Annotated in this window: 19 protein-coding genes; 7 read left to right on the plus strand and 12 right to left on the minus strand. The window is 72.4% G+C overall.

The features are described 5' to 3' along the window. Positions 1–3: 3 nt before the first annotated feature. Together ACIQFX_RS15730 and ACIQFX_RS15735 are read right to left on the minus strand one after the other, a co-directional pair. The gene (locus tag ACIQFX_RS15730) at positions 4–648 is read right to left on the minus strand and encodes an urea amidolyase associated protein UAAP2 (RefSeq protein WP_402463142.1); all 645 of its coding nucleotides are present in this window, start codon (positions 646–648) and stop codon (positions 4–6) included. Then, positions 645–1,487, minus strand: coding sequence for an urea amidolyase associated protein UAAP1 (locus tag ACIQFX_RS15735; protein ID WP_402463145.1), 843 nt, complete (start codon positions 1,485–1,487; stop codon positions 645–647). Before ACIQFX_RS15735 ends, ACIQFX_RS15730 begins: the two co-directional genes overlap by 4 nt. 156 nt (positions 1,488–1,643) lie before the next feature. Here ACIQFX_RS15735 and ACIQFX_RS15740 point away from each other — a divergent pair, with 156 nt between their 5' ends. After that, entirely contained in the window at positions 1,644–2,330 is a 687-nt protein-coding gene (locus ACIQFX_RS15740) for a TetR/AcrR family transcriptional regulator (RefSeq protein WP_402463148.1), read from the plus strand. Between the two features lie 19 nt (positions 2,331–2,349). Here the strand turns inward: ACIQFX_RS15740 and ACIQFX_RS15745 are convergent, their stop codons facing one another. From ACIQFX_RS15745 to ACIQFX_RS15780, 8 genes are all read right to left on the minus strand, one after another. After that, positions 2,350–3,909, minus strand: coding sequence for an amino acid permease (locus tag ACIQFX_RS15745; protein ID WP_402463151.1), 1,560 nt, complete (start codon positions 3,907–3,909; stop codon positions 2,350–2,352). Between the two features lie 242 nt (positions 3,910–4,151). Beyond that, entirely contained in the window at positions 4,152–7,481 is a 3,330-nt protein-coding gene (locus tag ACIQFX_RS15750; RefSeq protein WP_402463154.1) for a S8 family serine peptidase, read from the minus strand. Next, positions 7,478–7,825 (minus strand): sulfurtransferase TusA family protein, encoded by a 348-nt coding sequence (locus ACIQFX_RS15755; RefSeq protein ID WP_402463157.1) that lies wholly within the window; start codon positions 7,823–7,825, stop codon positions 7,478–7,480. Before ACIQFX_RS15755 ends, ACIQFX_RS15750 begins: the two co-directional genes overlap by 4 nt. A gap of 95 nt (positions 7,826–7,920) precedes the next feature. Beyond that, entirely contained in the window at positions 7,921–11,148 is a 3,228-nt protein-coding gene (locus tag ACIQFX_RS15760; protein ID WP_402463159.1) for an ATP-binding protein, read from the minus strand. 177 nt (positions 11,149–11,325) lie between these two features. Beyond that, positions 11,326–12,402: a zinc-binding dehydrogenase gene (locus ACIQFX_RS15765; RefSeq protein WP_402463162.1), complete on the minus strand. Its 1,077-nt coding sequence runs from the start codon at positions 12,400–12,402 to the stop codon at positions 11,326–11,328. A gap of 28 nt (positions 12,403–12,430) precedes the next feature. Continuing rightward, a complete protein-coding gene (locus ACIQFX_RS15770) occupies positions 12,431–13,888 on the minus strand; it encodes an aldehyde dehydrogenase (protein WP_402463164.1) in 1,458 nt (485 codons plus the stop codon). A gap of 177 nt (positions 13,889–14,065) precedes the next feature. Beyond that, on the minus strand, positions 14,066–14,929 hold the full coding sequence (locus ACIQFX_RS15775) for a 3-hydroxybutyryl-CoA dehydrogenase (protein WP_402463167.1): 864 nt from the start codon (positions 14,927–14,929) through the stop codon (positions 14,066–14,068). A gap of 17 nt (positions 14,930–14,946) precedes the next feature. Further along, entirely contained in the window at positions 14,947–15,324 is a 378-nt protein-coding gene (locus ACIQFX_RS15780) for a Zn-ribbon domain-containing OB-fold protein (RefSeq protein WP_402463169.1), read from the minus strand. Positions 15,325–15,596: 272 nt separating this feature from the next. On the opposite strand from ACIQFX_RS15780, the gene ACIQFX_RS15785 reads away from it, so the two are divergent. From ACIQFX_RS15785 to ACIQFX_RS15805, 5 genes are all read left to right on the plus strand, one after another. Beyond that, positions 15,597–16,754 (plus strand): acyl-CoA dehydrogenase family protein, encoded by a 1,158-nt coding sequence (locus ACIQFX_RS15785; RefSeq protein WP_402463172.1) that lies wholly within the window; start codon positions 15,597–15,599, stop codon positions 16,752–16,754. Between the two features lie 43 nt (positions 16,755–16,797). Beyond that, positions 16,798–17,964, plus strand: coding sequence for a thiolase family protein (locus ACIQFX_RS15790; RefSeq protein ID WP_402463174.1), 1,167 nt, complete (start codon positions 16,798–16,800; stop codon positions 17,962–17,964). A gap of 12 nt (positions 17,965–17,976) precedes the next feature. Then, the gene (locus ACIQFX_RS15795) at positions 17,977–18,894 is read left to right on the plus strand and encodes an acyl-CoA thioesterase (protein ID WP_402463177.1); all 918 of its coding nucleotides are present in this window, start codon (positions 17,977–17,979) and stop codon (positions 18,892–18,894) included. A gap of 39 nt (positions 18,895–18,933) precedes the next feature. Beyond that, entirely contained in the window at positions 18,934–19,698 is a 765-nt protein-coding gene (locus ACIQFX_RS15800; RefSeq protein ID WP_402463181.1) for a crotonase/enoyl-CoA hydratase family protein, read from the plus strand. Between the two features lie 124 nt (positions 19,699–19,822). Beyond that, positions 19,823–21,514 (plus strand): AMP-binding protein, encoded by a 1,692-nt coding sequence (locus ACIQFX_RS15805; protein WP_402463184.1) that lies wholly within the window; start codon positions 19,823–19,825, stop codon positions 21,512–21,514. Between the two features lie 88 nt (positions 21,515–21,602). Here ACIQFX_RS15805 and ACIQFX_RS15810 read toward each other — a convergent pair whose 3' ends face one another. Then, the gene (locus ACIQFX_RS15810) at positions 21,603–22,589 is read right to left on the minus strand and encodes an esterase/lipase family protein (protein ID WP_402463186.1); all 987 of its coding nucleotides are present in this window, start codon (positions 22,587–22,589) and stop codon (positions 21,603–21,605) included. A gap of 329 nt (positions 22,590–22,918) precedes the next feature. Between ACIQFX_RS15810 and ACIQFX_RS15815 the strand changes: the two genes are divergently transcribed. After that, positions 22,919–24,787, plus strand: coding sequence for a hypothetical protein (locus ACIQFX_RS15815; RefSeq protein WP_402463188.1), 1,869 nt, complete (start codon positions 22,919–22,921; stop codon positions 24,785–24,787). A gap of 89 nt (positions 24,788–24,876) precedes the next feature. Here the strand turns inward: ACIQFX_RS15815 and ACIQFX_RS15820 are convergent, their stop codons facing one another. Further along, positions 24,877–25,245: a hypothetical protein gene (locus tag ACIQFX_RS15820; RefSeq protein ID WP_402463191.1), complete on the minus strand. Its 369-nt coding sequence runs from the start codon at positions 25,243–25,245 to the stop codon at positions 24,877–24,879. Positions 25,246–25,266 lie beyond the last annotated feature (21 nt).

Here is a 25,266-nt window from a genome sequence, read left to right on the forward strand (position 1 = left end):
TGGTCAGACCTCGTCGCTGTCGTCGGGGCCGGTGATCGTCATCCGTACGGCCGTCGGGTCGAATCCGTTGCAGGGGTTGTTGACCTGCGGGCAGTTGGACAGCAGCGCGAGGACGTCGGTCTCGGCGCGCAGCACGACCCGCAGGCCGGGCGCCGAGATGCCGTCGACGATGCCCAGGGTGCCGTCCTTCTCGACCGGCACGTTCATGAACCAGTTGATGTTGGAGACCAGGTCGCGCTTGCCGAGTCCGTGCTTGCTGCCCTCGGCGAGGAAGTTCTCCGCGCAGGCGTGCTGCGACCAGGTGTGGTGGCCGTAGCGGAGGGTGTTGGACTCCTTGGAGCAGGCGCCGCCGATGGTGTCGTGCCGTCCGCAGGTGTCCTCGACGACGGTCATCAGCGGGGTGTGCTCGTTGGACAGCAGCACGGAGCCGGTGGTCAGGAAGACGGTGCCCTGCGCCTGGATCGTGTCGGGGGCGCTGTAGCGGACGGAGGTGTCGTGCGCGTCGTACAGCAGGAAGTCGGCGGCCTGGTTGCCGTGCAGGTCGGTGACGGTCAGCAGCTCGCCCTTGCGGACGACCCCGGACCAGGCGGCGCGGGCGGGGACGGTGTCGTCGGAGACGACGCGGCCCCGCGTACGGGTGGCGGTCATGCGATCCCCCGGGCGGTGAGGTGGTCGACGGTGTTCAGGAAGGCGCGGCGCCCTTCGGGCGTGGCGTCCCACAGCGAGTCGCCGGGGGCGGTCGGGCGGGCGCGGTACGCGAGGACGCCGAGGTTCCCGCAGCGGTACTCGGGGCGTGGGTCCAGGGGGTGCGGGACGTTGACGACGAGGACGACGACGTCCTGTTCGGCGCGGAGCGTGACGGTCCCGCCGGGACCGGCGGATCCGGTGAACTCGGTGGAGCCGTCCTCGGCGATCCGTACGCCCTGGAAGAAGGAGACGGACGGGGGGAGGTCGCGCGGGGCGAGGCCGTTCTTGAGGGCGGCGAGCTTGAACAGCTCGCGGCCCGCCGGCGAGGCGGACTGCGGGGTGCCGTCGCCGTACCGGGCGGTGTTGCGCGCGAGGCTGGAGGTGCCGGTGAGGGCGTCGTGCCGGCCGGAGGTGTCCTCGACCACGGAGGCGAGCACCCGGCCCTGGTCGGAGAGGAGCAGGTGCCCCTCGCCCAGGTACGCGTTCCAGAGCACCTTGACGGTGTCGGCCGTGTTCAGCCGCTCCCAGGGGCGGTCGGCGCAGTGGAGCAGCAGGTGCGCGCAGGCGTCGCCCGTGAGGTCGGTCAGCCGGAGTTCGGTGCCCCGGGCGAGGACCTTGTGGGTGTAGGAGCCGCCCGCCACCGTCTCGGCCCACACGACGTCCCCGGCGGCCACGCCCTCGGGAGGCTTCGGCCAGTTGCTCGCGGGCAGGACGGGCATGGTGTCGACCTGTGTGCCCTCCTGGGCGCGGGCATGGTCGCGCGCGCCGTGCGTCGACGCTGTCGCTGACGGTGTCGCCATGGATCGACCTCCGGTGGGAACTGATTTCTGTCGCTTGACAGAAATTAGGGAGGGGTCGCTTCGCCTCCATTGCCCGTGCGTTTCGCCTCGGTTACCGGAAACTCACCCGGGAGCTCGGCCCGGAGGGAGGCTCCGGCCCTGTGCGAGGATCACGGAGTGACCACGCCCACCAGCAGAAAAGTCGGCCGCCCGAGGGTGCAGGAGCGTCCCGCCAGCGGACTGGAGCCGCGCGACGAGGTCCTGGCGGCAGCGGCCGAGCTGTTCACCGCCCGTGGCTACACCGCGACCTCCACCCGCACGATCGCCGAGCGGGCCGGGCTGCGGCAGGCGTCTCTCTACCACTACTTCGACGGCAAGGAGGCGATCCTCGCGGAGCTGCTCGAAGGCACCGTCCGGCCCTCCCTGGAGGTGGCGCGCCGCCTGGTGTCCGAAGCGGAGGCGGCCCCGGAGGCACGACTGTGGGCCCTGTGCCACTCCGACGCGGCGCTGCTGTGCGGCGGACCGCACAACCTCGGGGCGCTCTATCTGCTGCCCGAGGTGCGGACGGACCACTTCGCGGTCTTCCACCGGATCCGCGCCGAACTCAAACGGTGCTACACGGAGCTGCTCGCCGCCACGGAGCCGGGAGCGGCGCTCGACGCGGACGGCCTGGCGCTCCGCACGGACCTCCTCTTCGGCCTGACCGAGAGCGTCATCCTCATCCGGCGCGCCGACCCGGACCGCGATCAGCGGGCCCTGGCGACGGCGACGGCCGACGCGGCGCTCCGGGTGGCGGGCGTGCCGCAACGCTCCCTGGCACGGCTGCGCCGCGAGGGGCAACGGCTCCTCGCGGCGGACGGCTGACCGGACGTCGGGCGGTGGATCACACCAGGACGGGCGAGCCCTCCTCCTTCGCCTGACCGGCACCCCCGCGGCGGCGGTACCAGCGGTACGCCGCGCCCGCCGCGACCGTCGCGCCGACGACCAGGACGGTGAACCACTGGAAGTACCAGTGGCCGCCCTCGGGGTCGTACACCTCGGCGCGCGGCCAGGAGAGGTTGACCGTCATGAGGAGGCCGTAGCCGACCGCGAGGACGTTGACGGGCAGTCCCCAGCGGCCGAGGGAGAACAGCGGCCTGCCGAGTTCGTCGCGGTCGCCGTCGGCGGGCGGCGGCCACTCACCCCTCAGACGCCGGACCAGCATCGGCACGGTGACCATCGCGTACGCCAGGTACACCATCGCGATGCACGTGGTGCCGATGGCCAGGAATGCCTGCGGCGAGGCGAGGTTGAGCAGGAGCAGCAGCCCCGCGCAGACTCCGACCACCACCGCGGCAGTGCCGGGCATCCCGGTCCGCGCCGGCACCCGGGCCAGCCGCGCCGAGCGGGGAAGGACGCCGTCGCGGGCCATGGAGTACAGCATGCGGGTCGCCGAGGTCTGGATCGCGAGGGTGGCCGCGCAGATGGCCACGGCCACGTCGGCGAGCAGGACCCGGCCGAGGCCGTCGCCGAGGGTGCTGGTCAGCACGTATCCCAGGCCCTCGGTCGCGAGGCGCCCGTCGGTGAGGCTGGGCGCGGCGAGCAGGCCGCCGAGCAGCAGGAGGCCGCCGCAGACGCCGGACGTGGTGAGGGCGCTCAGCGTCGTACGGGGCGCGGTGCGCCGGGGGTTGACGGTCTCCTCGCTCATCTCGCTCGCGCTCTCGAAGCCGATGAGGACGTACGCGGCGGTGAACGAGCCCACCAGGAGCGACGCGATCAGGCCGCCCTGGCCACCGGCGTGCAGGGTGATCCCGGGATCCCGCTCCGCGTGGGTGGCGAGGAGGGTGACGATGAGGGCGACTCCGGCGATCTCGGCGGTGACGCCGACGGTGTTGACGGCCGAGAGCGCCCGGTTGTCCAGGACGTTGAGGAGCGTGGTGAGCGCCAGCAGGGCGAGGCCGAGGACGGCGGCGTTGGCGGCGCCGCTCGTCGTCGTCGGCGAGGGGTCCCCGCCGACGAGCTGGAAGCCCGGCCAGACCGCGGGGAGGACGACCTGGAGCGCGAGGGCGGCGGCCGCCACGACGACGATCCGCCCGATCACCATGATCCACCCCGCGTACCAGCCGAAGGCCGGGGTGCCGAGCCGGCTCGCCCACTGGTAGATCGCCCCCGCGATGGGCATCCGGGCCGCGAGTTCGGCGAAGCAGGCGGCGACGAGGAGCTGGCCGGCGAGGACGACGGGCCAGGTCCAGAAGAAGCCCGGGCCCCCGAAGGAGTAGCCGAGGGAGAAGAACTGGAAGACCGTGGTCAGTACGGAGATGAAGGAGAACCCGGCGGCGAAGGAGGCGTACCTCCCCATCCGGCGCCGCAACTCCTGGGGGTAGCCGAACGCGGCGAGCGAGCCGTCGCCCGCGGCGCCCGGGGAGGGAGGTGCCGGCCGGGCGGGATCGGTGGTGACGGTCATGGCGGTCCCCTGTCGCGTAGGCGAGTTCCTGCGAATACCTGTCGGGTGACAGAAATTAGGGACGGCCGGTTTCCGCCGCGTGTCGCGACCGTGTCTCCGCCGTTAGTGACTCCTCTCCTGACGCCCCGTCCGGCCCGAGGACCGGAGCGCGGCGGCGGCCATCCCCGGCACTCTCTCCCCGGGAACGCGACGGTGCCACCGCCCCGAGGGAGCGGTGGCACCGTCATGTCGTCAGTGCGGGTTCACCCGACGGGAATCGCCCTGGGGAGCGCCGTGTCCACGGTGTTGCCGCTCCGGTCCTCCGCCGCGACGCGGACGCCCAGGAAGCCACCGGACCTCATCGCCGTGTGCGGAACGAGGAACCGGTACGCGCCGTCCTCGCCGAGGACGGGGACCCGCTGCCAGGTCACGCCGTTGTCGGCGGTGACCCAGGCGCGCACCTCGCGCAGGCCATCGACGGCGCCCGTCACATCGGCCTTCACCAGCAGCGGAAGGCCGGCCCGCGCCTGGTTCAGGTCGTTCAGCGGGGCGTCGAGCGCGACGTTGAGCAGCTTCACCGGAGTCACCGCGTCACCCGTGCCGCCGGCGGTGAAGGTCCACCTGGACGTCGCCTCGCCGCCCATCGGGAAGATGCCGGCGGAGGTGTATGTGCGGCTCAGCTCGTACGAGGCCTTGCCGGCGTCGGCGAAGGTCCTGTCGATCGACGAGCCCCGGTCGGCGACCAGGGTCCCGTCGCGGTACAGCCGTGTCGTGGTCTGGACGCGCTGGGGGAAGGTGAAGTCGCCGTTCTGCCCGACACGCCCCTCCGGATCGACGCTGTCGTCCATCTTCAACTGGAGACGGGCCCCGGTGGCCTGGCCCGTGGCGCGCACGGACAACGGGCCGGTGAACCAAGTGTACTTCGTGCTGCTGCCCGGCCGGTAGGTGAAGGGGGCCGGCGCGTAGTTCATCGACACCCCGCTCTGGTTGCGGTAGCTGAACCGCAGCCAGGTCCGGTCCTCGGCCTGGATGTACTCCGTGCGCTCCCGGGGAACGGTCAGGTAGGACGGCGAGGACACGTTGAGGCCGTTCAGACCGGTCCCGTAGACCGTACTGCCCTCCTGGTAGCGGAGCTTCTCGTTCATTCCCCGGTACGTCATGCGGACCTTGGCGAACGTCTCGACCTCGTCGCGCGTCAGCCGTCGCTCGGGATCGTCGCCGACCTCGGTCCGGGCATAGGCCGCGTCGTAGAGGACACTCGTGTCGCCCACGGTGGTGTCGCTGTCCGCGTCGGCGAGGCGCCAGCGCTCGTTGAAGGCGACCTTGCCGAGGTGGGCGTCCGTGGTGGGCGTGATCCAGAGCGCGTCGCGCGGGAAGGCTCCGTACGCGCCGCCGGCCAGCATGCTGTGCCGGATGCCGAACCGGCCGTCGTCGGTCGTACGGGTCAGGTTGCCCGCCATGAACTCCGGCCGGGTGTCCGCGCCCTCCACGGAGGCGGTCCAGCGGCGGGCCCTGCGGGCGTCGAAGACGATCTCGTTCGAGCCGGCCGTGAGATCGGCGCTGACGATGGCGATCTGACGCAGCCCGTCGACGGTCATCCCGATCATCCCCAGGCCCATGTAGCGCCCCTCGGGAACCCGCAGGTCACGGGTGCCCGCGGCGCTGACCTCCGCGTTCAGCGAAGCACCGCTGTCCGCGTTGAGCAGGGAGATCTGGGCGGGTGCGGGCTTGCCGGCGCGGTCCAGGACGGTGACCTTGACGGACTGTGCCCGGTCCAGGAGCAGCGGGACCCGCAGGACCTGGCCGCCACCGGCGGGAAGGACCGTCAGCGCGCCGGTGTAGGTACCGGTGGGCGTGCCCGTGGCGTCGACGGTGAGGGTGACGTCGGTGGACTCACCGGCGGCCAGCGTGACCGTGGGGGTGGAGAGCCTCAGCAGGCCGGCCGGAGGGGTCGACCCGGTCGCGGCCAAGGTGCCCGTGAGGTCCAGGGTGACCGTCGCGTCGCCCTTGTTGGTGAGCTTCACGGAGCGGGTCGCGGTGCCGTCGGTCACGTCGAGGCGCCCGAAGTCGAGGGCGCCCGTGTCGGCCACGACGGTCTGCTTCAGCGCGGCGGGGAGGTTCACCACACCGGTGCCGACGTCGTACAGGGACTGGCCGTTCTGCGGAGCCGTCGTGGTGCCCATCAAGGTGTGCTTGAGCTGTTCGGGGGTCCAGTCCGGGTGCTCCTCTGCCAGGACGGCCGCGGCGCCGGCGATGTGCGGGGCGGCCATCGACGTACCGGAGAGCGCCGTGTACGCCGGGTCGGACTGCACGGTGCCGAGGTTCGTGCCGGTGGCGCGGGCCGCGACGACGTTGACGCCGGGGGCGGCTATCTCGGGCTTGACCGTTCCGTTGAAGGAGGGACCGCGGCTGGAGAACGAGGCGGTGCCGCCTGCGAAGTCCACCGCGGCGACCGACAGGGCGTGCGGGGCGATCGAGGGGGCGGACACGGTGCTGATGTTCGGACCGTTGTTGCCCGCCGACACCACGAAGAGGGTGTCGGACGAGGTGGCCAGCGCTTCGAGCGACTGGGTGACCGGGTCCTTGCCGTTGGTCGGGCCGCTGCCCAGCGACATGTTGACGACCTTCGCGCCCTGCGCGACCGCCCACTCCATGCCGGCGATGACCTGCGAGTCCGATCCGGACCCGTCGTCGCCGAGTACCTTGCCGATGATCAGGTCGGCGTCCGGTGCGACGCCGGACCGCAGGCCCGGCGCCCCGGCGCCGCTGCCCGCCACGGTCGCCGCGACATGGGTTCCGTGGCCCTGCTTGTCGAGCGTGCCGCCACTGCCCGAGAAGTCCTTGGTCGCACTGATCCGGCCCATGAGGTCGGGATGGGTCTGGTCGGCCCCGGTGTCGAGCACGGCGACCTTGACGCCCTTGCCGGTACGGCCGGACCGCCAGGCGGTGTCGGCGCCGATCTGGGTGAGGTTGCGGTCCAGCGCGTCGGCGTGGACCTTGCCGTCGAGCCAGATGCTCTCGACGCCCTTCAGCGCGCCCTTGGTGTCGAGGGCGTCGCCGAGCTCGGCCGCGTCGTCCTTGTCGAGGACGGCCGTGCTCGCCTGCAGCGAGCGGAAGTCGCGCTGGGCGGGCAGCAGACCGTCGCCGGCCAGCGCCTCCGGCCGCTCCGCTCCGGCGCGGCGCACGATCAGCGGCAGCGTTCCGGCGCGGGAGTCGTCGTACCCGTCGCGGATCAGGCCGTCGACGTTGAACAGCTGCGGGTCCAGGACGGATCCCACCCTGCCGATGACGTCGCTCGGGTAGAAGTACGCGTCGCCGTCGATGTCCGTACGGGCGAGGATCGTACCCGGCGCCGAACCGTCGGCGGGCTCCGCGCTGTACGACTTCCTGCCGTCAGAGGTGGTGGTGACGGTGACCCGGTCACCCGTGACGAGGGTGACCGTACGGCTCATCGCGGCGCCGGACGGGGAGACGGCCGGGGTGACGGCCGCGTCCGGCACGGGCCCCGCGGCCGCCGACGGCAGGGCCGCGGGCGAGCACAGGGCGGCGACGGTGATCGCCGCCACGAGTCGGGCACGGGCGGGGTGTCTCATGGGGTCTCCGGGTTCTGGAGGGGGGAGGAGGTCGGCGTGCCGGGCGCGGGAGACGACGGCAGCTTGATGCAGTACGCGCTCCGGTCGTCCGTCTCGTCCTCCTGGAGCAGCACGGTTCCGGTGAGCCGGCACCACGCGCGGAGGGAGGGACGGACCTGGGGGTTGGCGCTGTGCAGTTCCAGCACGCTGCCCTCGGGCAGCTCGCACCGGCGCCGTTCCAGGAGGTCGAGGATGCGCTCCCACGGCTCGCCCCCCGCGTCGACGACGGCGCGGACCGAGTCGTCCGGAGCGGACGACTCGGGGAAGGCGGCGCCGGACGACGCTCGGGACGGGGCAGCACGCATGGGGCGGTTCTTCCTGGACGGGCGGGAGTGCGGGCACGCTCACCCCGGGGTTCCGGGGCTGGCCAGGACCGTAGGCAGCCCCCGTTACCCGCGCATTACCGCTTGTCCAGGACGGCGGGCGAACCGGCGCTCCGGGCGACGGTCCGTGTCGCGGCCATCTCCTCTCTCAGTCGTCGCATGCCTTCCAGCACCTGCGGGTCGCGGGCGAGCGGCATCGCGTCGGCGCAGGCCCTCAGCGCCTCCTCGGCCCGCGCGTGGCGCCCGCACCGCAGTTCGACCTCTGCGAGACCCACCAGCGCGTACGGCAGCACCCACGAGGCGCCGAGCGAACGGGCCAGCCGCACCGCCGCGTGGGACAGGGCCGTCGCCCGGCGGTGGTCGCCCACCAGCAGCTCGGCGCCCGCCAGATTGCTCTGGTCGAAGGCCAGTACGGCGGGGTCGCCGGTGCGCCGGGCGACCGAGACGGCACGCCGCGCGAAGTCCCGCGCGGCCTTCGGCCGGCCCTCCTCGCGGGCCAGTTCGCCCACGACGGAGAGCGCGCTGGAGATCAGCGCCGCGTCGCCGGTCCGCTCGGCCGTGCTCAGCGCCGCCTCGGCCGCCTCGCGGCTCTCCCGTACCTGCCCGGTGACGAGCAGGGCGGCGGCGCGGGTGGTGAACGTGCGGGACAGCAGCGGATCCCGCTCCCCAGCGGGAAGCCGCGCGGTCTCCGACTCCGCGCGGCGCAGGGCGACGAGCGTCTCGTCGAAGTGCCCGGCGTGGAAGCCCAGCGCGCCGAAGGCGAGTTGGAGCCGGGCACGCTCACCGGCCGTCGACCGGCCGCGCGGAGCGTCCCGGAGCACGGCGAGACCGTCGAGCGGGCGCCCGGCACGGCCCAGGGCCTCGGCCAGACCGACCGCGGCGCGCAGCGCGCCGGAGGAATCCCCGGCCGTCGTCAGATCCCGCAGCGCCCGCCTCAGCACGTCCTCGGCCTCCGGATAGCGTGCGGCCCGGCGCAGGACCTCGCCCCAGGCCAGCCGCGCCTCCCCCGCCGCCGCCCCGTCGGTGGTGTCCAGCCGGGCGACCAGTTCCCGGTAGTAGTCGCAGGCGCTGTCGTTGGCGTACAGGGCGGCCGCCCGGTCGGCGGCCGCCCGGAGGAAGACCGGTGCCCGCTCGTCGTCGGCGACCGCCATGTGGAACGCGAGGGCGTCGACGGCGTCGGGACGCAGCCGCAACACCGCGTCCGCGTACGCCTGGTGGATCCGCCTGCGCGCGGCTCTGCCCAGCTGTTCCGCGCAGGCGAGACGTACGAGGGGATGGCGGAAGGCGTAACCGAGAACGGCCCGGCCGCCGAGGACGACATCGCGTTCCTCCACGATGCCCGATCCGGCCGCCGCGTCGAGGGCCGCCGTGACTTCCGGGCCCTCCAGCGGCGGATGCAGACCGGCGGAGGCGACGGCCTCGATCTCGGTGAGCGTGACGGCGGTACCGCCGGCGACCGCCACGGCGGCCAGGGTGCGGCGGGCGTCACGGGGCAGGCGGGCGAGCCTGCCGGCGACGAGACGGCGGATGCCGTCGGGAACGGCGTCGGCATCCGGTTCTGCGGTGGCGCGGTGCCGCGGTTCCATGCGCTCCAGGTCCTCTCCCGGGGCGCTCGTCAGTTCCAGGGCGAACAGCGGGTTTCCGAGCGAGAGCCGGAAGATGCGAGAGGCCGCGCGACGCGCGTCCGCGGACTCGGCGGAGCCGAAGCCCGAGCGGCCGGCGGAGTCCGTGCCGGCCGCGGAGTCCGTGCCGACGGGGCGGCCCGCCGCGGCGGCGGCCAGTCCCGCGCAATCGGCTCGGCTCAGACGCAGGAGGTCGACCTCCACCGCCATCCGTTGCCGCAGGATCCCGTCGAGCACCTGTCGCCGCACGTCGTCCGCTTCGAGGGTGTCGTCGCGGCAGGTGGCGATGAACCGCCAACGTCTGGCCTGGGTGGTGCGGACGAGATGGTGGAGCAGGCTCAGCGAACCCGGGTCGGCGGCGTGCAGATCGTCAAGCACCACGAGGACCGGCCGGGCCGCCGCCAGGTCGGTGAGGAAACCGGCGACGGCGCGGAACAGCCGCGCCCGCTCCTCCTCGGGGCTCGCGGCGGCGGCCGGTCCCCCGCCCAGCGAGGGCAACAGGGTGGCGAGCCCCGTGTGTTCGGCGCCCACCCGGGAACGCTCCTCCGCACCGCACCCGGCGAGCAGGCCGTCGAGCGCGTCGACGAAGACCCCGTACGGCGTCTGCCCCTCCGCCTCGTGGCTCGTGCCCCACAGCACGCACACACCCTCGGCCGCCGCACGGCGTGCCGCCTCCGCGACGAGCCGCGTCTTGCCGATGCCCGCTTCGCCGCGCACCACGACGAGGGGGGCCGGCCCGGCCGCCGCCGCCACCCCGGGGTCCGGCGCGGGCCCGCGGGCGTGCTCGACGAGGAGCTCCAGCGGGCGCTCCCGACCGAACAGCGGCAGGCGTTCGGGGCAGCGGATCGCGGGCGGCAGCGGCGCGGGTTCCGGCAGGGTGCGCGCGGGCGGTGGGACGGTCCGGGCGTCGAGCGCCGCCAGGGCGGACCGGTGCAGCGCCTCCAGTTCGGCGCCCGGCCGCACGCCCAGTTCCTCGGAGAGCGCCTCGCGACAGGCGTGGTACTGCCGGATGGCCTGGCGTGGCCGGCCCATGGCGCACCAGGTCCGCGCCAGGAGCAGGTGCAGCCCCTCGTCGGCGGGGAATCGGTCCAGCGCCTCGCGCAGCACACCGACGGCGTCGTCGGTGCGGCCGTCGGCCAACAGGCTTTCCGCGAGGGCCCGTACGAGCTGTTCGCGGAGCACCTCGATGCGGAGGCGACGTTCCCGCGCCCAGTCCGCGTACCGGTCCTCAGGGAGGAGCTCCCGGTCCAGGGAGGCCAGCGCCGCGCCGAGCGCGTCGGGCGCGCCCGAATCCAGCGCGGCCCGGGCGGACTGCTCCGCCTCGTCGGCGTCGACCCGTACCCGGTCCGCCGCCAGGAAGAGCGCCTCGCCCTCCGCCACCACGTAGGAGGACGGAGTCCGGGGCGCGAGTTCCGGTTCCAGGGCGTGGCGCGCGGCGTGGAGCGTGACCCGCAGGTTCCGTACCGCCGACTCCATCGGGACGTCCGGCCACAGCAGCTCCATCACCTCCTCGCGATGGCGCCTCCGCCCCGGGGCCACGGCCAGCAGCTTCACCAGCGTCTGCGCGGTGCTGCGGCGCCAACGCCGGGGAATCTCCACGCCGTCGTCACGGACCGCCCCGAACCCTCCGAGGAGGTGCAGGGTCAGCCGTGGAGCGCGCGGGGTCTCGGCCGGTCCTGACATGGCGCACACCTTAGCGATGAACGTCCTTCCGTACGACGGTGCTGTGCGCCCCTGCCGTCGCGGGCGCGACACCGTGGGCGGTGCGTCCGGACGACGTGCTTCCGGACGTCCGCGCGACCGGGGAGCCCGCTCGTCCCTCCGTGGAGTCCCCGGTCGTGCCGCCGCCGCTGGAGCGACTCAGGCGATGTCGACGATCGTGCGCAGGGCCTCGCCGGTGTGCATCTGGCGGATCGCCTCGTTGATGTCCGTGAGCGGGACGTGGTGCGTGATCATCGAGTCGAGGTCGATGCGGCCCGCGCGCCACAGGTCGATGATCGTGGCGTACGTGCGGCGGATGTCGCCGCCGCCGTAGAACGAGGGCAGGATCGCCTTCTCGTTGAGGACCAGTTCGGCCATGCTGATGTCGGTCATGTCGGTGCGCGAACCGGCGCCGACGAGGCAGACCGTCCCCCCGAGGCGGGTGGCGTCGTACGCGGCGCGCAGCGTGCCGGCCTTGCCGACGGCCTCGAAGGCGTAGTCGACGCCGAAGCCTCCGGTGCGCCGCTTGACGGTCTCCGCAAGCTCCTCGGGAGCGATGGCCTCCGTCGCGCCGAACTTCAGCGCCCACTCGCGGCGGTTCGGCGTCGGGTCCACGGCGATGATCCGCGCGGCGCCCGCGACCTTGGCTCCCTGGAGGATGCTGATGCCGACGCCGCCGAGACCGATGACGACGACCGACGAACCGGGCTTGACCCTGGCCGTGTTGAGGGCCGCGCCGATGCCGGTGGTGACGCCGCAGCCGATGAGGGCGGCGATGTCGTAGGGCACGTCGTCGGGGATCGGGATCGCCGCGTAGGCCGCGATCACGGTCTCCTCGGCGAAGGTGCCGGCGCCCAGCATCCCGGGGACGATCGTCTCCCCGCTGCGGAAGTTGGGGTGGGCGAGGTTGCGGTAGCCGCTGCGGCACAGATGTCCGTCGCCGGCCCTGCAGGAAGGACAGGCGTCGCACGGCGGCATCCAGCAGACGATGACGCGGTCGCCCGGCTTGACGTGCGTGACGCCCTCACCGACCTCGACCACCTCGCCGGCGCCCTCGTGGCCGGGAACGAACGGGGCGGGGTGGGCGAGCACACCGCTCATGGCCGACAGGTCGGAGTGGCACAGGCCGGCCTTGTGCATCTTGACTCGGACGCGGCCGGGGCCGAAGGACACCGATTCGACGTCGACGACGTCCAGGGTCCCGTCGCCGGTCTTGTGCAGGACTGCTGCGTGCATCGTGGGCTCCTCGTGGGTGTGGCGGGGGTCAGGATCGGGCCGGGGCGGGCAGGTGGATCGTCTTGGTCTCCTGGTACGCGGCGAAACCCTCGGGGCCGAACTCGCGGCCGATCCCGGAGTTCTTGTAGCCGCCGAACGGGCCGGCGACGTCGAAGCGCTGGCAGTTGACCGAGTACGTGCCGGTGCGGATCAGCCGGGCGATCTCGGTGCCGTGCTCGTCCGTGCCCGCCCAGACGGTGCCGGCCAGGCCGTAGGGGGACTCGTTGGCGATCCGGACGGCGTCGGCCTCGTCCTCGTAGCGGATGAGGCAGATGACCGGCCCGAAGATCTCCTCCTGGGCGATGCGCATCCCGTTGTCGACGTCGCCGAACAGGGTGGGCTCGATGTACCAGCCGGTGCCCAGACCTTCGGGGACGCCGCCGCCGGTGAGCAGCTTGGCGCCCTCGTCCTGGCCGATGCGGATGTAGTCGAGGTTCCGCTGCCGCTGCCGCTCGGTGACCATCGGACCGATCTGCGTGGCCGGGTCGGACGGGTCGCCGACCCTGAGCGAGGCGACGGCCGCGGTGAGCTTCGCGGCGATCTCGTCGTAGCGGCTCGCCGGGGCGAGGACGCGGGTCAGGGCGACGCACGCCTGGCCGCTGTTGGCGAAGGCGCCCATCACGAGGTTGGGCAGGGCGGCGTCGAGGTCCGCGTCCTCCAGGAGGATCGCCGCGGACTTGCCGCCGAGTTCCAGGGTGACGCGGGTGAGGTTCCGGGCGGCGGCGGCCATGATCTGCTTGCCCGCGCCGACCGAGCCCGTGAAGGCGACCTTGTCGATGTCCGGGTGGGCGACCAGGTAGGCGCTGGTCTCGCGGTCCGCCGGAAGGACGCTGAGCACGCCTTCCGGAAGTCCGGCGGCCTCGCACACCTCGGCCAGGAGGTAGGCGTCCAGGGGCGTTTCCGGGGAGGGCTTGAGGACGACGGTGCAGCCCGCGAGCAGGGCGGGCGCGAGCTTGCCCGCGATGGTCAGCTGGGGCACGTTCCAGGGGGTGACGGCGGCCACCACGCCGACCGGCTCGCGCCGGATCAGGAGGGGACCGGTGAGGCCGGGCCGCTCCTCCTCCGTCGCGAGGCCGGCGGCGACGGCGAGGGTCGCGCCGAAGGTGGCGACGGCGCTGAGCGCCTGCGCGCGGACGGAGACGGTGACGGGGCAGCCGTTCTGCAGGGTGATCAGTTCGGCGAGCTCCTGATGACGCGCGAGGAGCCCGTCCTTGATCCGGGTGACGATCTCGATGCGCTCCGCGGGCGTCATCCGGGGCCACGGGCCGTGGTCGAAGGCTTCACGGGCCGCCGCGACCGCGCGGTCCACGTCCTCGGGCGTGGCGTGCGGCACGCGCCCGACGACCTGCTCGGTCACCGGCGACACCACCTCGATGCTGTCCCGGCCCGCGGGCTCGGCCCACCGGCCGCCGATGAAGAGGGTGCGGCGTTCCAGGATGTCGGTCATGTGCGGGGTCCTCGCTGTCATTGCGCAGGCAGGGTGATGCCGGAGGGCGGTCGGTCACACGATCGGCAGGATCCGCCGAAGTGAACGACAACTACTCGCCCAACAGGTATTACGCCTCTAAAATCCGGCTCCATCGCGGGATAAGTTAATTCACACTAACGCGACTGTCCAGAGACTTCAGTCCGTGTAGGCATAGAAGCCGCACCCCGCCTTCCGACCGACGGCGCCGGCCGCCACCATGCGCCGCAGCAGCGGCGGCGGGGCGTACAGCGGCTCCTTGAACTCCTCGTACATCGATTCGGCGATCGACAACGCCGTGTCGAGGCCGATGAGGTCGAGCAGCCGGAGCGGCCCCATGGGGTGGGCGCAGCCGAGCACCATGCCGGCATCGATGTCCTCGGCCGAGGCCACCCCGGACTCGAGCATCCGCACGGCGGAGACGAGGTACGGGACGAGCAGGGCGTTGACGACGAAGCCCGCCCGGTCGCGGGCCAGGACGACGGTCTTGCCGAGCGTGCGCTCGATGAAGGCCGTCACGTCCGCGGTGACCTCCGGGGCGGTGAGCTGGGTGGGGATGACCTCGACCAGCCGCTGCACCGGTACGGGGTTGAAGAAGTGCACGCCGACGACGCGCCGCGGCTGTCCGGTGACCGCGGCCAGGTCGATGATCGGGATCGACGAGGTGTTGGAGGCGATGACCGCCTCGCGACCGGCCAGGACGCGGTCGAGCCGCTTGAAGACGGACGTCTTGACGTCGCGGTGTTCGGCAACCGCCTCGACGACCAGGTCGCGGTCGGCGAAGCCGTCGAGGTCGGAGGTGAACGAAAGCCGGCGAAGCGCCGCCTCGCGTTCCTCCTCGGTCAGCTTGCCGCCCCGGAGCCCCCGGTCGAGCGAGGCGGTCAGCCGGGACCGGCCGGCCGCGAGGGCTTCGGCGCCGCGTTCGGCGACCATGACGTCGAGGCCGGCGCGCGCGCAGACCTCGGCTATCCCGGAGCCCATGAGGCCGCAGCCCACGACCCCGACTCGACTGAATTCACGCATCCGACGGATGTCCTCTCTCACTGTTGACGGCGCCACCGTTCACGGTCGTCGGTGTCGCACACCCCGAACACCTCGAAGACGAGCTCGCCGGCGGCGGGGTCCGTCCCGGCCACCGGACGCACCCGGGTCCCCTCGCGCACGAGATGCGGCGGGGCACCGACGACCCGACAGCGGAGCGTGAAGCCCTCCGGGAACCGCACGACCGACTCGCTGCGCATCGCCCTTCGATAGCGACTCACCACGGTCGACCGGACCACGACGCCCCGGCCGTCACTCCGGTGGGAGTCGAGGTCGCTCGACGCGCACGCCGGGCACAGCAGCCTCCGGAAGGAGGCCGTTCCGCACCACCGGCAGCGCTGGTAGACGAGCTCCCCCGCCACGAGATCCACGCTCACCCCTCGCTCTCCACCGCTGCCACCACCGCACTCCAGGGAACCGGGCCCCTCTCGTCGAGGGGCTCACTGCCGCCTCCCGGATCGGGCTCCGCCTCCCGGAGGGTACCGGGAGGCAGCGAACAGAAGCGGCAAGCGTTGCATCACCTATGCGGCCACCGAGTGCGGAAACTCAAGGGATCATGGCGCGCCAGATCTAGACTCCAAGGTTAATGCAGATTAACTTATGGGCGTCCGGTGAGTCTGCCGGACGTGCCAGGAAGGATGGGCGGACCGTGCGCCGTACCGTGTTCACCGAAGACCACGAGGCTTTCCGGGCGACCCTCCGGGCGTTCATCGCCGAGGAGGTCGTCCCCCACTACGCGGACTGGGAGCGGCAGGGCCACGTACCCCGCGAGCTCTACCGCAGGCTCGGCGCCCTGGGCGTCCTCGGCATCAACGTGCCGGAGGAGTACGGCGGGGCGGGCATCACCGACTTCACCTACCAGGCCGTGCTCCGGGAGGAGTGCGGGCGCGCCGGCGTCGGGCTCGGTGCCGAATCGGTGCACACCTGCCTCGTCCTGCCGTATCTGCTGGAGTTCGGGAACGAGGAGCAGAAGCGACGCTGGCTGCCCGGCTTCCTCTCCGGCGAGGTCATGACCGCCATCGCCATGACCGAGCCGGGCACCGGCTCCGACCTCGCGGGGATCGCCACCCGCGCCCGGCTCTCCGAGGACGGCACCCATTACGTCCTCGACGGCGCCAAGACGTTCATCACCGGCGGCGCCCAGGCGGATCTCGTCCTGGTGGTCTGCCGGACCGCCGCGTACGACCCCGCCGACCGTCGGGGCGGCCTCTCGATCCTGTGCGTGGACACGAGCTCCGAGGGTTTCGCCGTGGGGCGCAGACTCGACAAGATCGGCCTGCGCGCGCAGGACACCGCCGAGCTCTCCTTCGCGGGCGTCCGCGTCCCCGTCGAGAACCTGCTCGGCGAGGAGGGCGCGGCCTTCACGTACCTGACCCACAACCTCGCGGTGGAGCGCCTCGGGGCGGCGATCAACGCCTACGCCAACGCGGCCGGGGCGATCGGCTTCGCGACCGCGTACGTGCGCGAGCGCCAGGTCTTCGGCAAGCCGGTCGCCGCGTTCCAGAACACCAAGTTCGTCCTCGCCGAGTGCGCGACCGAGGTCGCCGCCGCCCAGGCGCTCGTCGACCGCGCCCTCACGGAACACGCGGCAGGCGTACTGACAGCCGCGGACGCCGCCCGGGCCAAGCTCTTCTGCACCGAGGTCGCGGGCCGCGTCATCGACAAGTGCCTCCAGTTGCACGGCGGTTACGGCTACATGCTGGAGTACCCCATCGCCCGCCTCTACGCGGACACCCGGGTGAACCGGATCTACGCCGGGACCAGCGAGGTCATGAAGACGATCATCGCCAAGGACCTCGGGCTCTGAGCCCGCCCCTTCCCCTCACCCCACTTCCCTCCAGGAGGACCCCATGCGTGACGCAGTGATCGTCGATGCCGTCCGTACCGCCGTGGGCAAGCGCGGCGGCTCGCTCTCGCGGCTCCATTCCGCCTCGCTCTCCGCGCACGCGCTCAAGGCGCTGGCCGAGCGCAACAGCCTCGACCCGGCCCTCGTCGACGACGTGGTCTGGGGCTGCGCCTCCGCGGTCGGCATGCAGGCCGGCTGCGTCGGCCGCGCCGCCGTGCTGGCGGCCGGCTGGCCGGAGTCCGTCCCCGGCGTCACCGTCGACCGGCAGTGCGGCTCGTCGCAGCAGGCCGTGCACCAGGCCGCGGCCGGGGTGATCTCCGGCCAGTACGACGTCGCCGTCGCCGGCGGTGTGGAGATCATGAGCCGGCTGCCCCTGGGCACCACCCGGGGCGACGGCAGCTTCGGCGAGCCCTTCGGCCCGGACGTCTTCGCCCGCTACGACGGCATCCGCTTCAACCAGGGCATGGGCGCCCAGCTGATCGCCGACGAGTACGGCATCACACGGACCGAGATGGACCAGCACGGCCTGGACTCCCACGCGCGGGCCGCGCGGGCGGTCGACGAGGGACGGTTCAAGGGCCAGATCACCCCGATCACGGTCACCGACGAGGACGGCACCGCCCGTGTCTTCGACACCGACGAGGGCGTGCGCCGCGGCTCGACCATGGAGACGCTCGCCGGGCTCAGGCCCGCCTTCACGGAGGACGGGACGATCACCGCGGGCAACGCCTCACAGGTCTCCGACGGCACCGCCGCGCTGCTCGTCACCACCAGCGAGTACGCCGCCTCCCAGGGCTGGACGCCGCTGGCCCGGATCCACACGGCCGTGGTCACCGGCACGGATCCGGTCACCATGCTCAAGGGCCCCATCCCGGCCACCGCCAAGGCGCTCGCGAAGGCCGGTCTGTCGATCGACGACATCGGCGCCTTCGAGATCAACGAGGCCTTCGCCTCCGTCACCCTCGCGTGGCTGCGCGAGACGGGCGCGGACTACACGCGGATGAACCCGCTCGGTGGCGCGATGGCCCTCGGCCACCCCATCGGCGGCTCCGGCGCCCGCCTCATGACCACCCTCGTCCATCACATGCGCGACAACGGCATCCGTTACGGCCTGCAGTCCATGTGCGAGGGCGGCGGCATGGCCAACGCCACCATCCTCGAACTCCTGTGAGGCCGAACCCCGATGCCCGTACGGCCCGAGACCGCAACCGCACATGGCCTGGGCGGGGTCCAGGCGCACAGCGGGGACTTCGTCGCCCTCCTGGACGTGGAACGGCTGGAGCGCGACCTGTTCCGAGGCCGCTGTCACGACGGCATGCCCTCGCGCGCCTTCGGCGGCCAGGTGGCGGCCCAGGCGCTCGCGGCCGCCGGACGGACCGTCCCCGAGGACCGGACCGCGCACTCGCTGCACGGCCACTTCCTGCGCCCGGGCGACACCGCACGCCCCCTCGTCTACACCGTGGAGCGGGTCCGGGACGGCTCCTCCTACCTGTCCCGCCGCGTCACGGCCGTCCAGGGCGGTGAGCTGGTCTTCACCCTCACCGCGTCGTTCAAGCGCCCGGAGTCCGCGGACGACCGACAGCCCGCGATGCCTCGGACCCCCGCACCCCCCGACCTGCCCGACATGTACGAGACCTGGGCGAGGAACAACCCGGCGGACTTCGCGCGTGCGGAGTTCTGCCGTGTGCTCGACATGCGGTACGTTCCCGGGCCTCCCGAGCCGACCACGCCCGGCCTGACGGAGCAGAAGCTCTGGATACGCGCGAACGAGCGGCTGCCCGACGACCCCGGGCTGCACGCCTGTGCCCTGGCGTACGCCTCCGACCTCTTCCTCGCGCCGGCCGCGGCGCTGTCCCACCAACTGCCCCGGATGCTGCGCGACGAGCCGTCGTCGGTCTTCCTCACCTCCCTCGACCACTCCGTCTGGTACCACCGGCCCTTCCGGGCCGACGAGTGGATGCTGTTCGCCCAGCGCAGCCCCACCTCGGTGGACGGCCGCGGCCTCGCCTTCGCCGACGTCTGGAGCATCGACGGCAGCCTGATCGCCCATGTGGTGCAGGAGACCGTGGTGCGGCCGTCGCGGGCGGCGCGCCGTCGCTGATCCCCCTCTCCCTCTCTACGCCCATCGGAGGAACACCTCATGTCCGACCTGGTCCTCACCTCGTTCGAGGACGGCGTCGCCGTCGTGACGATCAACCGTCCCGAGGCCCGCAACGCCGTCAACCGGGCGGTGGCGGACGCCGTCGCCGAGGCCGTCGACGAGCTCGACGCCCGCGACGACCTCGTCGTCGGGGTCATCACCGGTGCCGGCGGCACCTTCTGTGCCGGCGCCGACCTGAAGGCCCTGGCCGCCGGCGAGCGCTCCGGCGTTCCCGGCCGGGGCTTCTGCGGAATCACCGAGACGCCGCCCGCCAAGCCGCTGATCGCCGCGGTCGAGGGGTACGCGCTCGGCGGCGGCACCGAACTCGCCCTCGCCTGCGACCTGATCGTCGCCGCCAGGACAGCGAAGTTCGGCCTCCCGGAGACCCGGCGGGGCCTCATCGCGGCGGGCGGCGGCCTGGTGCGGCTGCCGCGGAAGATCCCGTACAACATCGCCATGCAGTACGCGCTGACGGGCGCGTTCCTCGGGGCGGAGCGCGGCCACGAGCTCGGCCTGGTCAACGAGCTGACCGGGCAGGGCGAGGCGCTCGCCGGTGCCCTGGCCCTCGCGAAGGACATCGCCGGCAACGGCCCGCTGGCCGTGCGTGCCAGCAAGGGGATCGTCGTGGACTCGGCCGACTGGCCGGCCGACGAGGTCTGGGAGCGCAACCGGGCCGCCTGCGACCCGGTGTTCGCGTCGGACGACGCCAAGGAGGGCGCGCGGGCGTTCGCCGAGAAGCGCGCCCCCGTCTGGGGCGGCCGCTGACGGCTTCACCGCCGTTCCCTCCCGCCTCCGGTGCGCCGCGTCGTCGAGCGCCACGGCACCGGGGTGAACCACAGCTACCATCCCGAGGCAACGCTCGGGCATGACCGGACAAAGGAGTTCCGCCATGACCACCCTCTGGCCGCAGGGGCTGCCCCGCACCCTCGACTACCCCGACGGCACCGTCGCCGACCTGCTCGCCGGGGCCGCCCACGCCTATCCCGACCGTGCGGCGCTGATCGACGGCGACGAGCGGCTCACCTTCGCCGAACTGCACGAGCGGGCCCTGCGCGTGGCCCAGGGGCTGCGTGAGCGGGGCATCGTCCCTGGTGAGGCCGTCGCCGTGCACATGCCCAACTCGATCTGGTTCACGGTCGCGTACTACGGCATCCTGCTCGCCGGCGCCGCCGTGGTTCCGGTCAACCCGACGCAACCGCCCCTCGCGCTGCGCCGCCAGCTCGACGACTCGGGCACGGTCGCGGTCTTCACCCACCCCTCCGTCGCGGGCCTCATGTCCGAGTCCCTGGAGAGCTCCGAGGCCGTACGGCTCGTCTGTCTCGCGCCGGCCACGGCGGCGGCCCCGGCCGGCGACCGGACGCCGGCCGCGTTCCCCGTCGCCACCGTCGCGTTCGACGACCTCATGAAGGCGGAGGCGGCGCCGGCGACGGTGGTGGACGGGGACGCCGTCGCGCACCTCGCCTTCACCGGTGGCACGACGGGCGTGCCCAAGGCCGTGCGGGTCCTGCACCGCAACCTCTTCAGGAACGTGCTCCAGGTGGCGTGCTGGCGCAGCGCCGCGCTCCCCCACGCGGACGCGGAGGGGCGTGTCACGCTGCGCCACGTGACCGAGGCGCAGACCCCGCACCACATCCCGGTCGGTGCCGCGACCGGTATCTCCGTCGCCCCGCTCTTCCACGGCATGGGCATGGTCAGCCAGAGCGTCTTCGTGGCCTCCGGACTCACCGTCGTCGTGTTCGGTCGCTTCGACGCGGTGCGGTACCTCGACACCATCGAACGACTGGGCGTCCACGCCGTCACCGGCTCCCCCGCCCTGTGCCACGCGATCCTCGCCGTACCCGACGTGCGGGAGCGCGACCTCTCGTGCGTACGGCTGGTCAGCAGCGGCTCCGCGCCGATCAACCCGGCCGCGGCCGCCGAACTCGCCGAGGTCTTCCCGAACGCCGTGGTCAGCGACGGCTACGGCCTGACCGAGGCGACGATGGGCGTCGCGATCAGCCCGCTGGACCGCTCGATGCCGCGCCCGGCGGGCAGCACGGGCCTGGTGCTCTTCGACACCGAGGTCGAGATCCGGGAGCCGGACGGCGTCACGCCCGTGCCGCCCGGCGGACGGGGCGAGCTGTGGGTCAGGGGCCCGCAGGTCACCGACGGCTACCTCGGCCACCCCGAACTCACCGCGGAGCAGTACGTGGACGGCTGGCTGCGCACCGGCGACCTGGGCACCCTCGCCCCGGACGGATGGCTGTCGCTCGTGGGCCGTGCCAAGGACATGCTCATCTACAAGGGGTACAACGTGTACCCCGGCCCGCTGGAGAACCTCCTGCGGGAGCACCCGGCGGTCGCCCAGGCGTCGGTCGTGGGCCGGCCCCACCCGGAACACGGGGAGATCCCGGTGGCCTTCGTCTCGCTGAAGGCCGAGGCCGGCGCGTCGGCCACGGCCGACGACCTGATCGCGTACGTCGCCGAGCGCGTCGCCCCGTACCAGCGGATCCGGGACGTGGTGATCGTGGACGAGCTGCCGCTCTCGGCGACGGGGAAGATCCTCAAGACGGTGCTGCGCCAGCGGGCGGCAGACTCCTGAGGCAGGGCAGACCGGCTTCGAAGCGGGATTTCCGGCGGGGCCGGGCAGAGGGTTCCTCTGCCCGGCCCCGCCTTCCTGCATCCCGGAGCTACTGGGCGTAGGGCCGCAGCGGCGGCTCCGCCGGGACCTTCGTGGCGTTGAGGATCTCCGCGGTGAAGTTCGCGGCGGTGACCGCCGTGCCCTCCACGGCCTCGTGCGGCCAGACCCCGGGAAGGTTCACGTCCAGGCACTTGCCGAACGGCAACCGGCTGGGGACGGCCGACCCGGCGTGCGACAGCGCGTCCACGACCAGCTTGTAGGTGACGGCGTCGTACAACATGCTGAAGTGCGCGACCACACGGCCGGGACAGACGTCCTGCACGGAGACGTTCTTCGCGCCGTCCAGGGGCGCGGTCGTGAAGGGCGTGATCGCCTCGTCGGTGAGGCTGTAGATGTTGGTGTACGAGATGTCGCCGGGGGTCTCGTCGTCCCGGTTGAGGGCGGCGACGAAGTCGGACCCGATGGTGAACTGGTGCAGCGCCGGTGCGCACCAGCCGATGCAGAAGAGGTTGCCGCCGGTGACCCCGTGGCCGGGATTGGCCAGGAGGACCAGATCGTCGACGCGGCTGCGCAGGTGCGGCCACCACTTCACGGCCCAGCGCGTCTCCATGTTGCCCTGGCTGTGGCCGATGACGTCCGCCTTGCGGCCGGTGGCGGCGTAGATCTTGTCGATGGCGTGGACGACGTACTCGGACGCGTCCTGGATGTCGCTCATGGACCTGTTGGGCAGCTCGACGCCGCAGACGTCGTAGCCCGCGTCGCGCAGGGCCGGGGCGTAGTTCCAGCCCCAGCTCTCCTCGTAGGTGGACGTGGTGCCGTGGACCAGCAGCACCGGCTCGTGCTCGGGGTGGGTGAAGGTGCCGGGGCAGCGCAGGGCGGCGTCGAGTGTGGCGACGGGGGTGTTCAGGGGCGGCTCGGCGGCGGCCGAGGCGGCCGGGACCGGGCCGACCAGTGCGGCGACGAACGCGACCACGAGCGCGGCGACGGCCGTACGGGCCCTCCCGCGCCGGTCGGGGGTGCTCCACCATCTGTTCAAGGACGACTCCTCTGCCGGAACGACTTCCGCGCACGCGGATGCCCCTTCGACGACACGGGTCGGGGAGGCACAACCCACCGCGCGGGCGATGAAAGGGGGGGTTGGTGGTTCACCTTGGCCGGGCCGGGGGACACCGGACAAGGCTTCGCGGTGGCCACCGGCGCCCCCGGCCGCATTCCTGTGAAGCGTCACATCGGCGCCTCTCCGAAGGCGCCGGGCGGCACAGCCCGGACGATCTCGCTTTCCCCTTGCCGCACCCGCCGGTTGCGGCCACACGCTTCTCCCACGGATCCGCGAACGCGGACCGCGAGAGAAGGAGTTCCGTTCCCATGACTGTTGGCATACGCATCGAGGCTCGTGGCGGACGCCGCATCGGGCTGGCCGTCGCCACCGCCATGACGGCCGTACTCGGTTCCGTGGCCGGCGCCGCCCCGGCCTCCGCCGCCGCCCCGGTTCCCGGGCCGATCCTCGATGTGACGGAGACGGCCCACGCCCAGGTCAACGAGTGCTACGCCGGCATCGGGCTGCACACCGCGCCGAACCCTGACGGCACCTGCCCGACCGGCTACCAGCAGAAGATCGACGGCGGCTACGTCTGGGCCGCCGCCCGCTCCGGCGACCACGGATACTTCGGCACGCTGGCCAACGTGCTCTGCGGTGGCATCTCCACCTTCACCGCCGATGTGCCCGCCGCGCACGAGGTCCCGGGCGTCAACTCCTGCGAGTACAGCCAGAGTTCGGGCGCCGCGACGTTCGGCCCGCGCATCGGCGACTCGCGCACGCCTCAGGTGCTGCGCGTGAACGCGGACAGCCAGAAGGTCGAGGACATCTCGCCCGAGGACGACCCGCTGTTCCAGAACACCACGGGTTTGCGCGGCGCCGCCGCCAACGGCGACATCGTCTTCATGATGGGCCTCAAGCAGCCCACCGCCCTCGACGCTCGCCAGGGCGTCTCCCTCTTCGCCTTCGAGGGCAGGACCGGCCGCTACCTGGGCTCGCAGCTGCGCACCGACCTGGTCACGGGCCGCGGCGGTGTCCAGGGCCCCGACGGGGGCCTCTACCTGGCGGGCCGGACGGCCAACTCCACCGGTGGCGCCTCGGGTCTCGGCGGCTCGATCCTGAAGTGGACCGGCAGCCTGGAAGACCCGTTCCAGTTCGAGAAGGTAGGCGACCTGCCGAACGACGCCGGGTACATCACGGTCGTCGGCAACCGCCTCGCCGTCTCCGGCTGGATGGGCGTCCTGCCGTCCAAGAAGTCCGCATCGTACGGCGGCCCGTCCAAGATCTGGATGAGCCCGGAGATCGGCGAGGGCGGTCTCACCACCGCCGACGCCGCCGACTGGAAGTCCCTCTTCTCGTGGGACGACTACGACCCGGACCCGGTCGTCGGCAAGTCCATCGTGTGGGGCGGCATCAAGGAGTGGCGCGGCGACCTGTACGTCGGCAGCTACAACTACGCCGGCATGACCTCGGTCACCTCGCTGTGGAACGAGTACGGCGAGCCCACCAGCGAGGCCACCCGCCTGCGTGACGTCGCCAAGGCCAACCGCGCCGCGACGATCTTCAAGATCTCCGACCCGGGCACCTCGAAGCAGAAGGTCACGCTGCTCTACGGAGAGTCGGCCCTGCCGGTCTACGACCCCGCGTCGAAGACGTGGTCGACCAAGCCGAACAAGCTTGGCCAGACTCCGAAGTTCGGCCCGTCCGGCTTCGGCAACCCGGCCAACATGTACTCCTGGACCTTCACCACCTTCCAGGACAAGCTGTACATGTCGACCGCCGACGCCACGGGTCTGATGATCCCGTCCGCGTTCACCACCCAGTACTCGTACGGCACTTCGGACGCGACCGCGACCGCGCTGGAGAAGGTCGTCGGCCCGGCCCTGTTCAAGACCATGGGCGGCGGCGACGTCTACCGCATGGACGACCCCGACAAGCCGGCCGTCGCCGAGACCCTCAACGGCTTCGGCAACCGCACGCAGCACGGCGTCCGCGTCTTCCTCCCGTTCGAGGACAAGGGCTTCCTGTGGGCGGGCATGGCCGGCAGCTACAACCTCAAGACGACCGACAAGGACCGCGGTGGCTGGTCTCTGGACAAGCTCACCCCGGGTGCCATGCGCTCCCCGCTGACCAACTACATCTCCCCGGACGCCGGCAAGGCCGTCCTGGGCGGTGTCGGTCTCGGCATGGGCCTCTGATCCGAACCCTCGCAGCACACGAGAGCGCACCGCACGAAGGCGCCCCTGTCACCGTTGATCGGTCACAGGGGCGCCTTCGTGCGGTGCGCTCAGGAAGCCTCTTCGCGCGCCCTCTGGACCTGGCGGGCCACCCGCTGGCGGGAGTTGCCGGAGAGACGGGCCATCTCGGTGAGCGTCAGTCCGTCGTCGTCGATGGCCGACCGGTACAGCTCCCTGCGCAGCACGGCCAGGCTCGCGTGGACCGTCCTGAGCGCCGAGCCGAACTCGTAGCCGACCGCCGTCATCTCGCTGCCCGGCAGCTTGGCGACCGGCAGACCCTGGCGGCGGGCTTCGAGCAGACGCGGGAGTCCGGCGTCGAGCCGGCGCGCCGCCCGCTCGACCTCCCGGCACGCCTCCACGGCCTTCTCCACCAGGTGGGTCAGTCGGTCGTCGGTCTGCTTCGTGGTCGTGGTCGTCACGTGCATTCGTTCGTCCTTCAC

The sequence above is a fragment of the Streptomyces sp. NPDC093089 genome, from assembly GCF_044754405.1.
In the GTDB taxonomy this organism is placed as follows: Bacteria; Actinomycetota; Actinomycetes; order Streptomycetales; family Streptomycetaceae; genus Streptomyces.

Excerpts from the sequence above, each read along its gene's own strand:
- ACIQFX_RS15730 (WP_402463142.1), bottom strand. The coding sequence starts at position 648 with ATGACCGCCACCCGTACGCGGGGCCGCGTCGTCTCCGACGACACCGTC.
- ACIQFX_RS15735 (WP_402463145.1), bottom strand. The coding sequence starts at position 1,487 with ATGGCGACACCGTCAGCGACAGCGTCGACGCACGGCGCGCGCGACCAT.
- ACIQFX_RS15745 (WP_402463151.1), bottom strand. The coding sequence starts at position 3,909 with ATGACCGTCACCACCGATCCCGCCCGGCCGGCACCTCCCTCCCCGGGC.
- ACIQFX_RS15750 (WP_402463154.1), bottom strand. The coding sequence starts at position 7,481 with ATGAGACACCCCGCCCGTGCCCGACTCGTGGCGGCGATCACCGTCGCC.
- ACIQFX_RS15755 (WP_402463157.1), bottom strand. The coding sequence starts at position 7,825 with ATGCGTGCTGCCCCGTCCCGAGCGTCGTCCGGCGCCGCCTTCCCCGAG.
- ACIQFX_RS15760 (WP_402463159.1), bottom strand. The coding sequence starts at position 11,148 with ATGTCAGGACCGGCCGAGACCCCGCGCGCTCCACGGCTGACCCTGCAC.
- ACIQFX_RS15765 (WP_402463162.1), bottom strand. The coding sequence starts at position 12,402 with ATGCACGCAGCAGTCCTGCACAAGACCGGCGACGGGACCCTGGACGTC.
- ACIQFX_RS15770 (WP_402463164.1), bottom strand. The coding sequence starts at position 13,888 with ATGACCGACATCCTGGAACGCCGCACCCTCTTCATCGGCGGCCGGTGG.
- ACIQFX_RS15775 (WP_402463167.1), bottom strand. The coding sequence starts at position 14,929 with ATGCGTGAATTCAGTCGAGTCGGGGTCGTGGGCTGCGGCCTCATGGGC.
- ACIQFX_RS15790 (WP_402463174.1), top strand. The coding sequence starts at position 16,798 with ATGCGTGACGCAGTGATCGTCGATGCCGTCCGTACCGCCGTGGGCAAG.
- ACIQFX_RS15795 (WP_402463177.1), top strand. The coding sequence starts at position 17,977 with ATGCCCGTACGGCCCGAGACCGCAACCGCACATGGCCTGGGCGGGGTC.
- ACIQFX_RS15800 (WP_402463181.1), top strand. The coding sequence starts at position 18,934 with ATGTCCGACCTGGTCCTCACCTCGTTCGAGGACGGCGTCGCCGTCGTG.
- ACIQFX_RS15805 (WP_402463184.1), top strand. The coding sequence starts at position 19,823 with ATGACCACCCTCTGGCCGCAGGGGCTGCCCCGCACCCTCGACTACCCC.
- ACIQFX_RS15815 (WP_402463188.1), top strand. The coding sequence starts at position 22,919 with ATGACTGTTGGCATACGCATCGAGGCTCGTGGCGGACGCCGCATCGGG.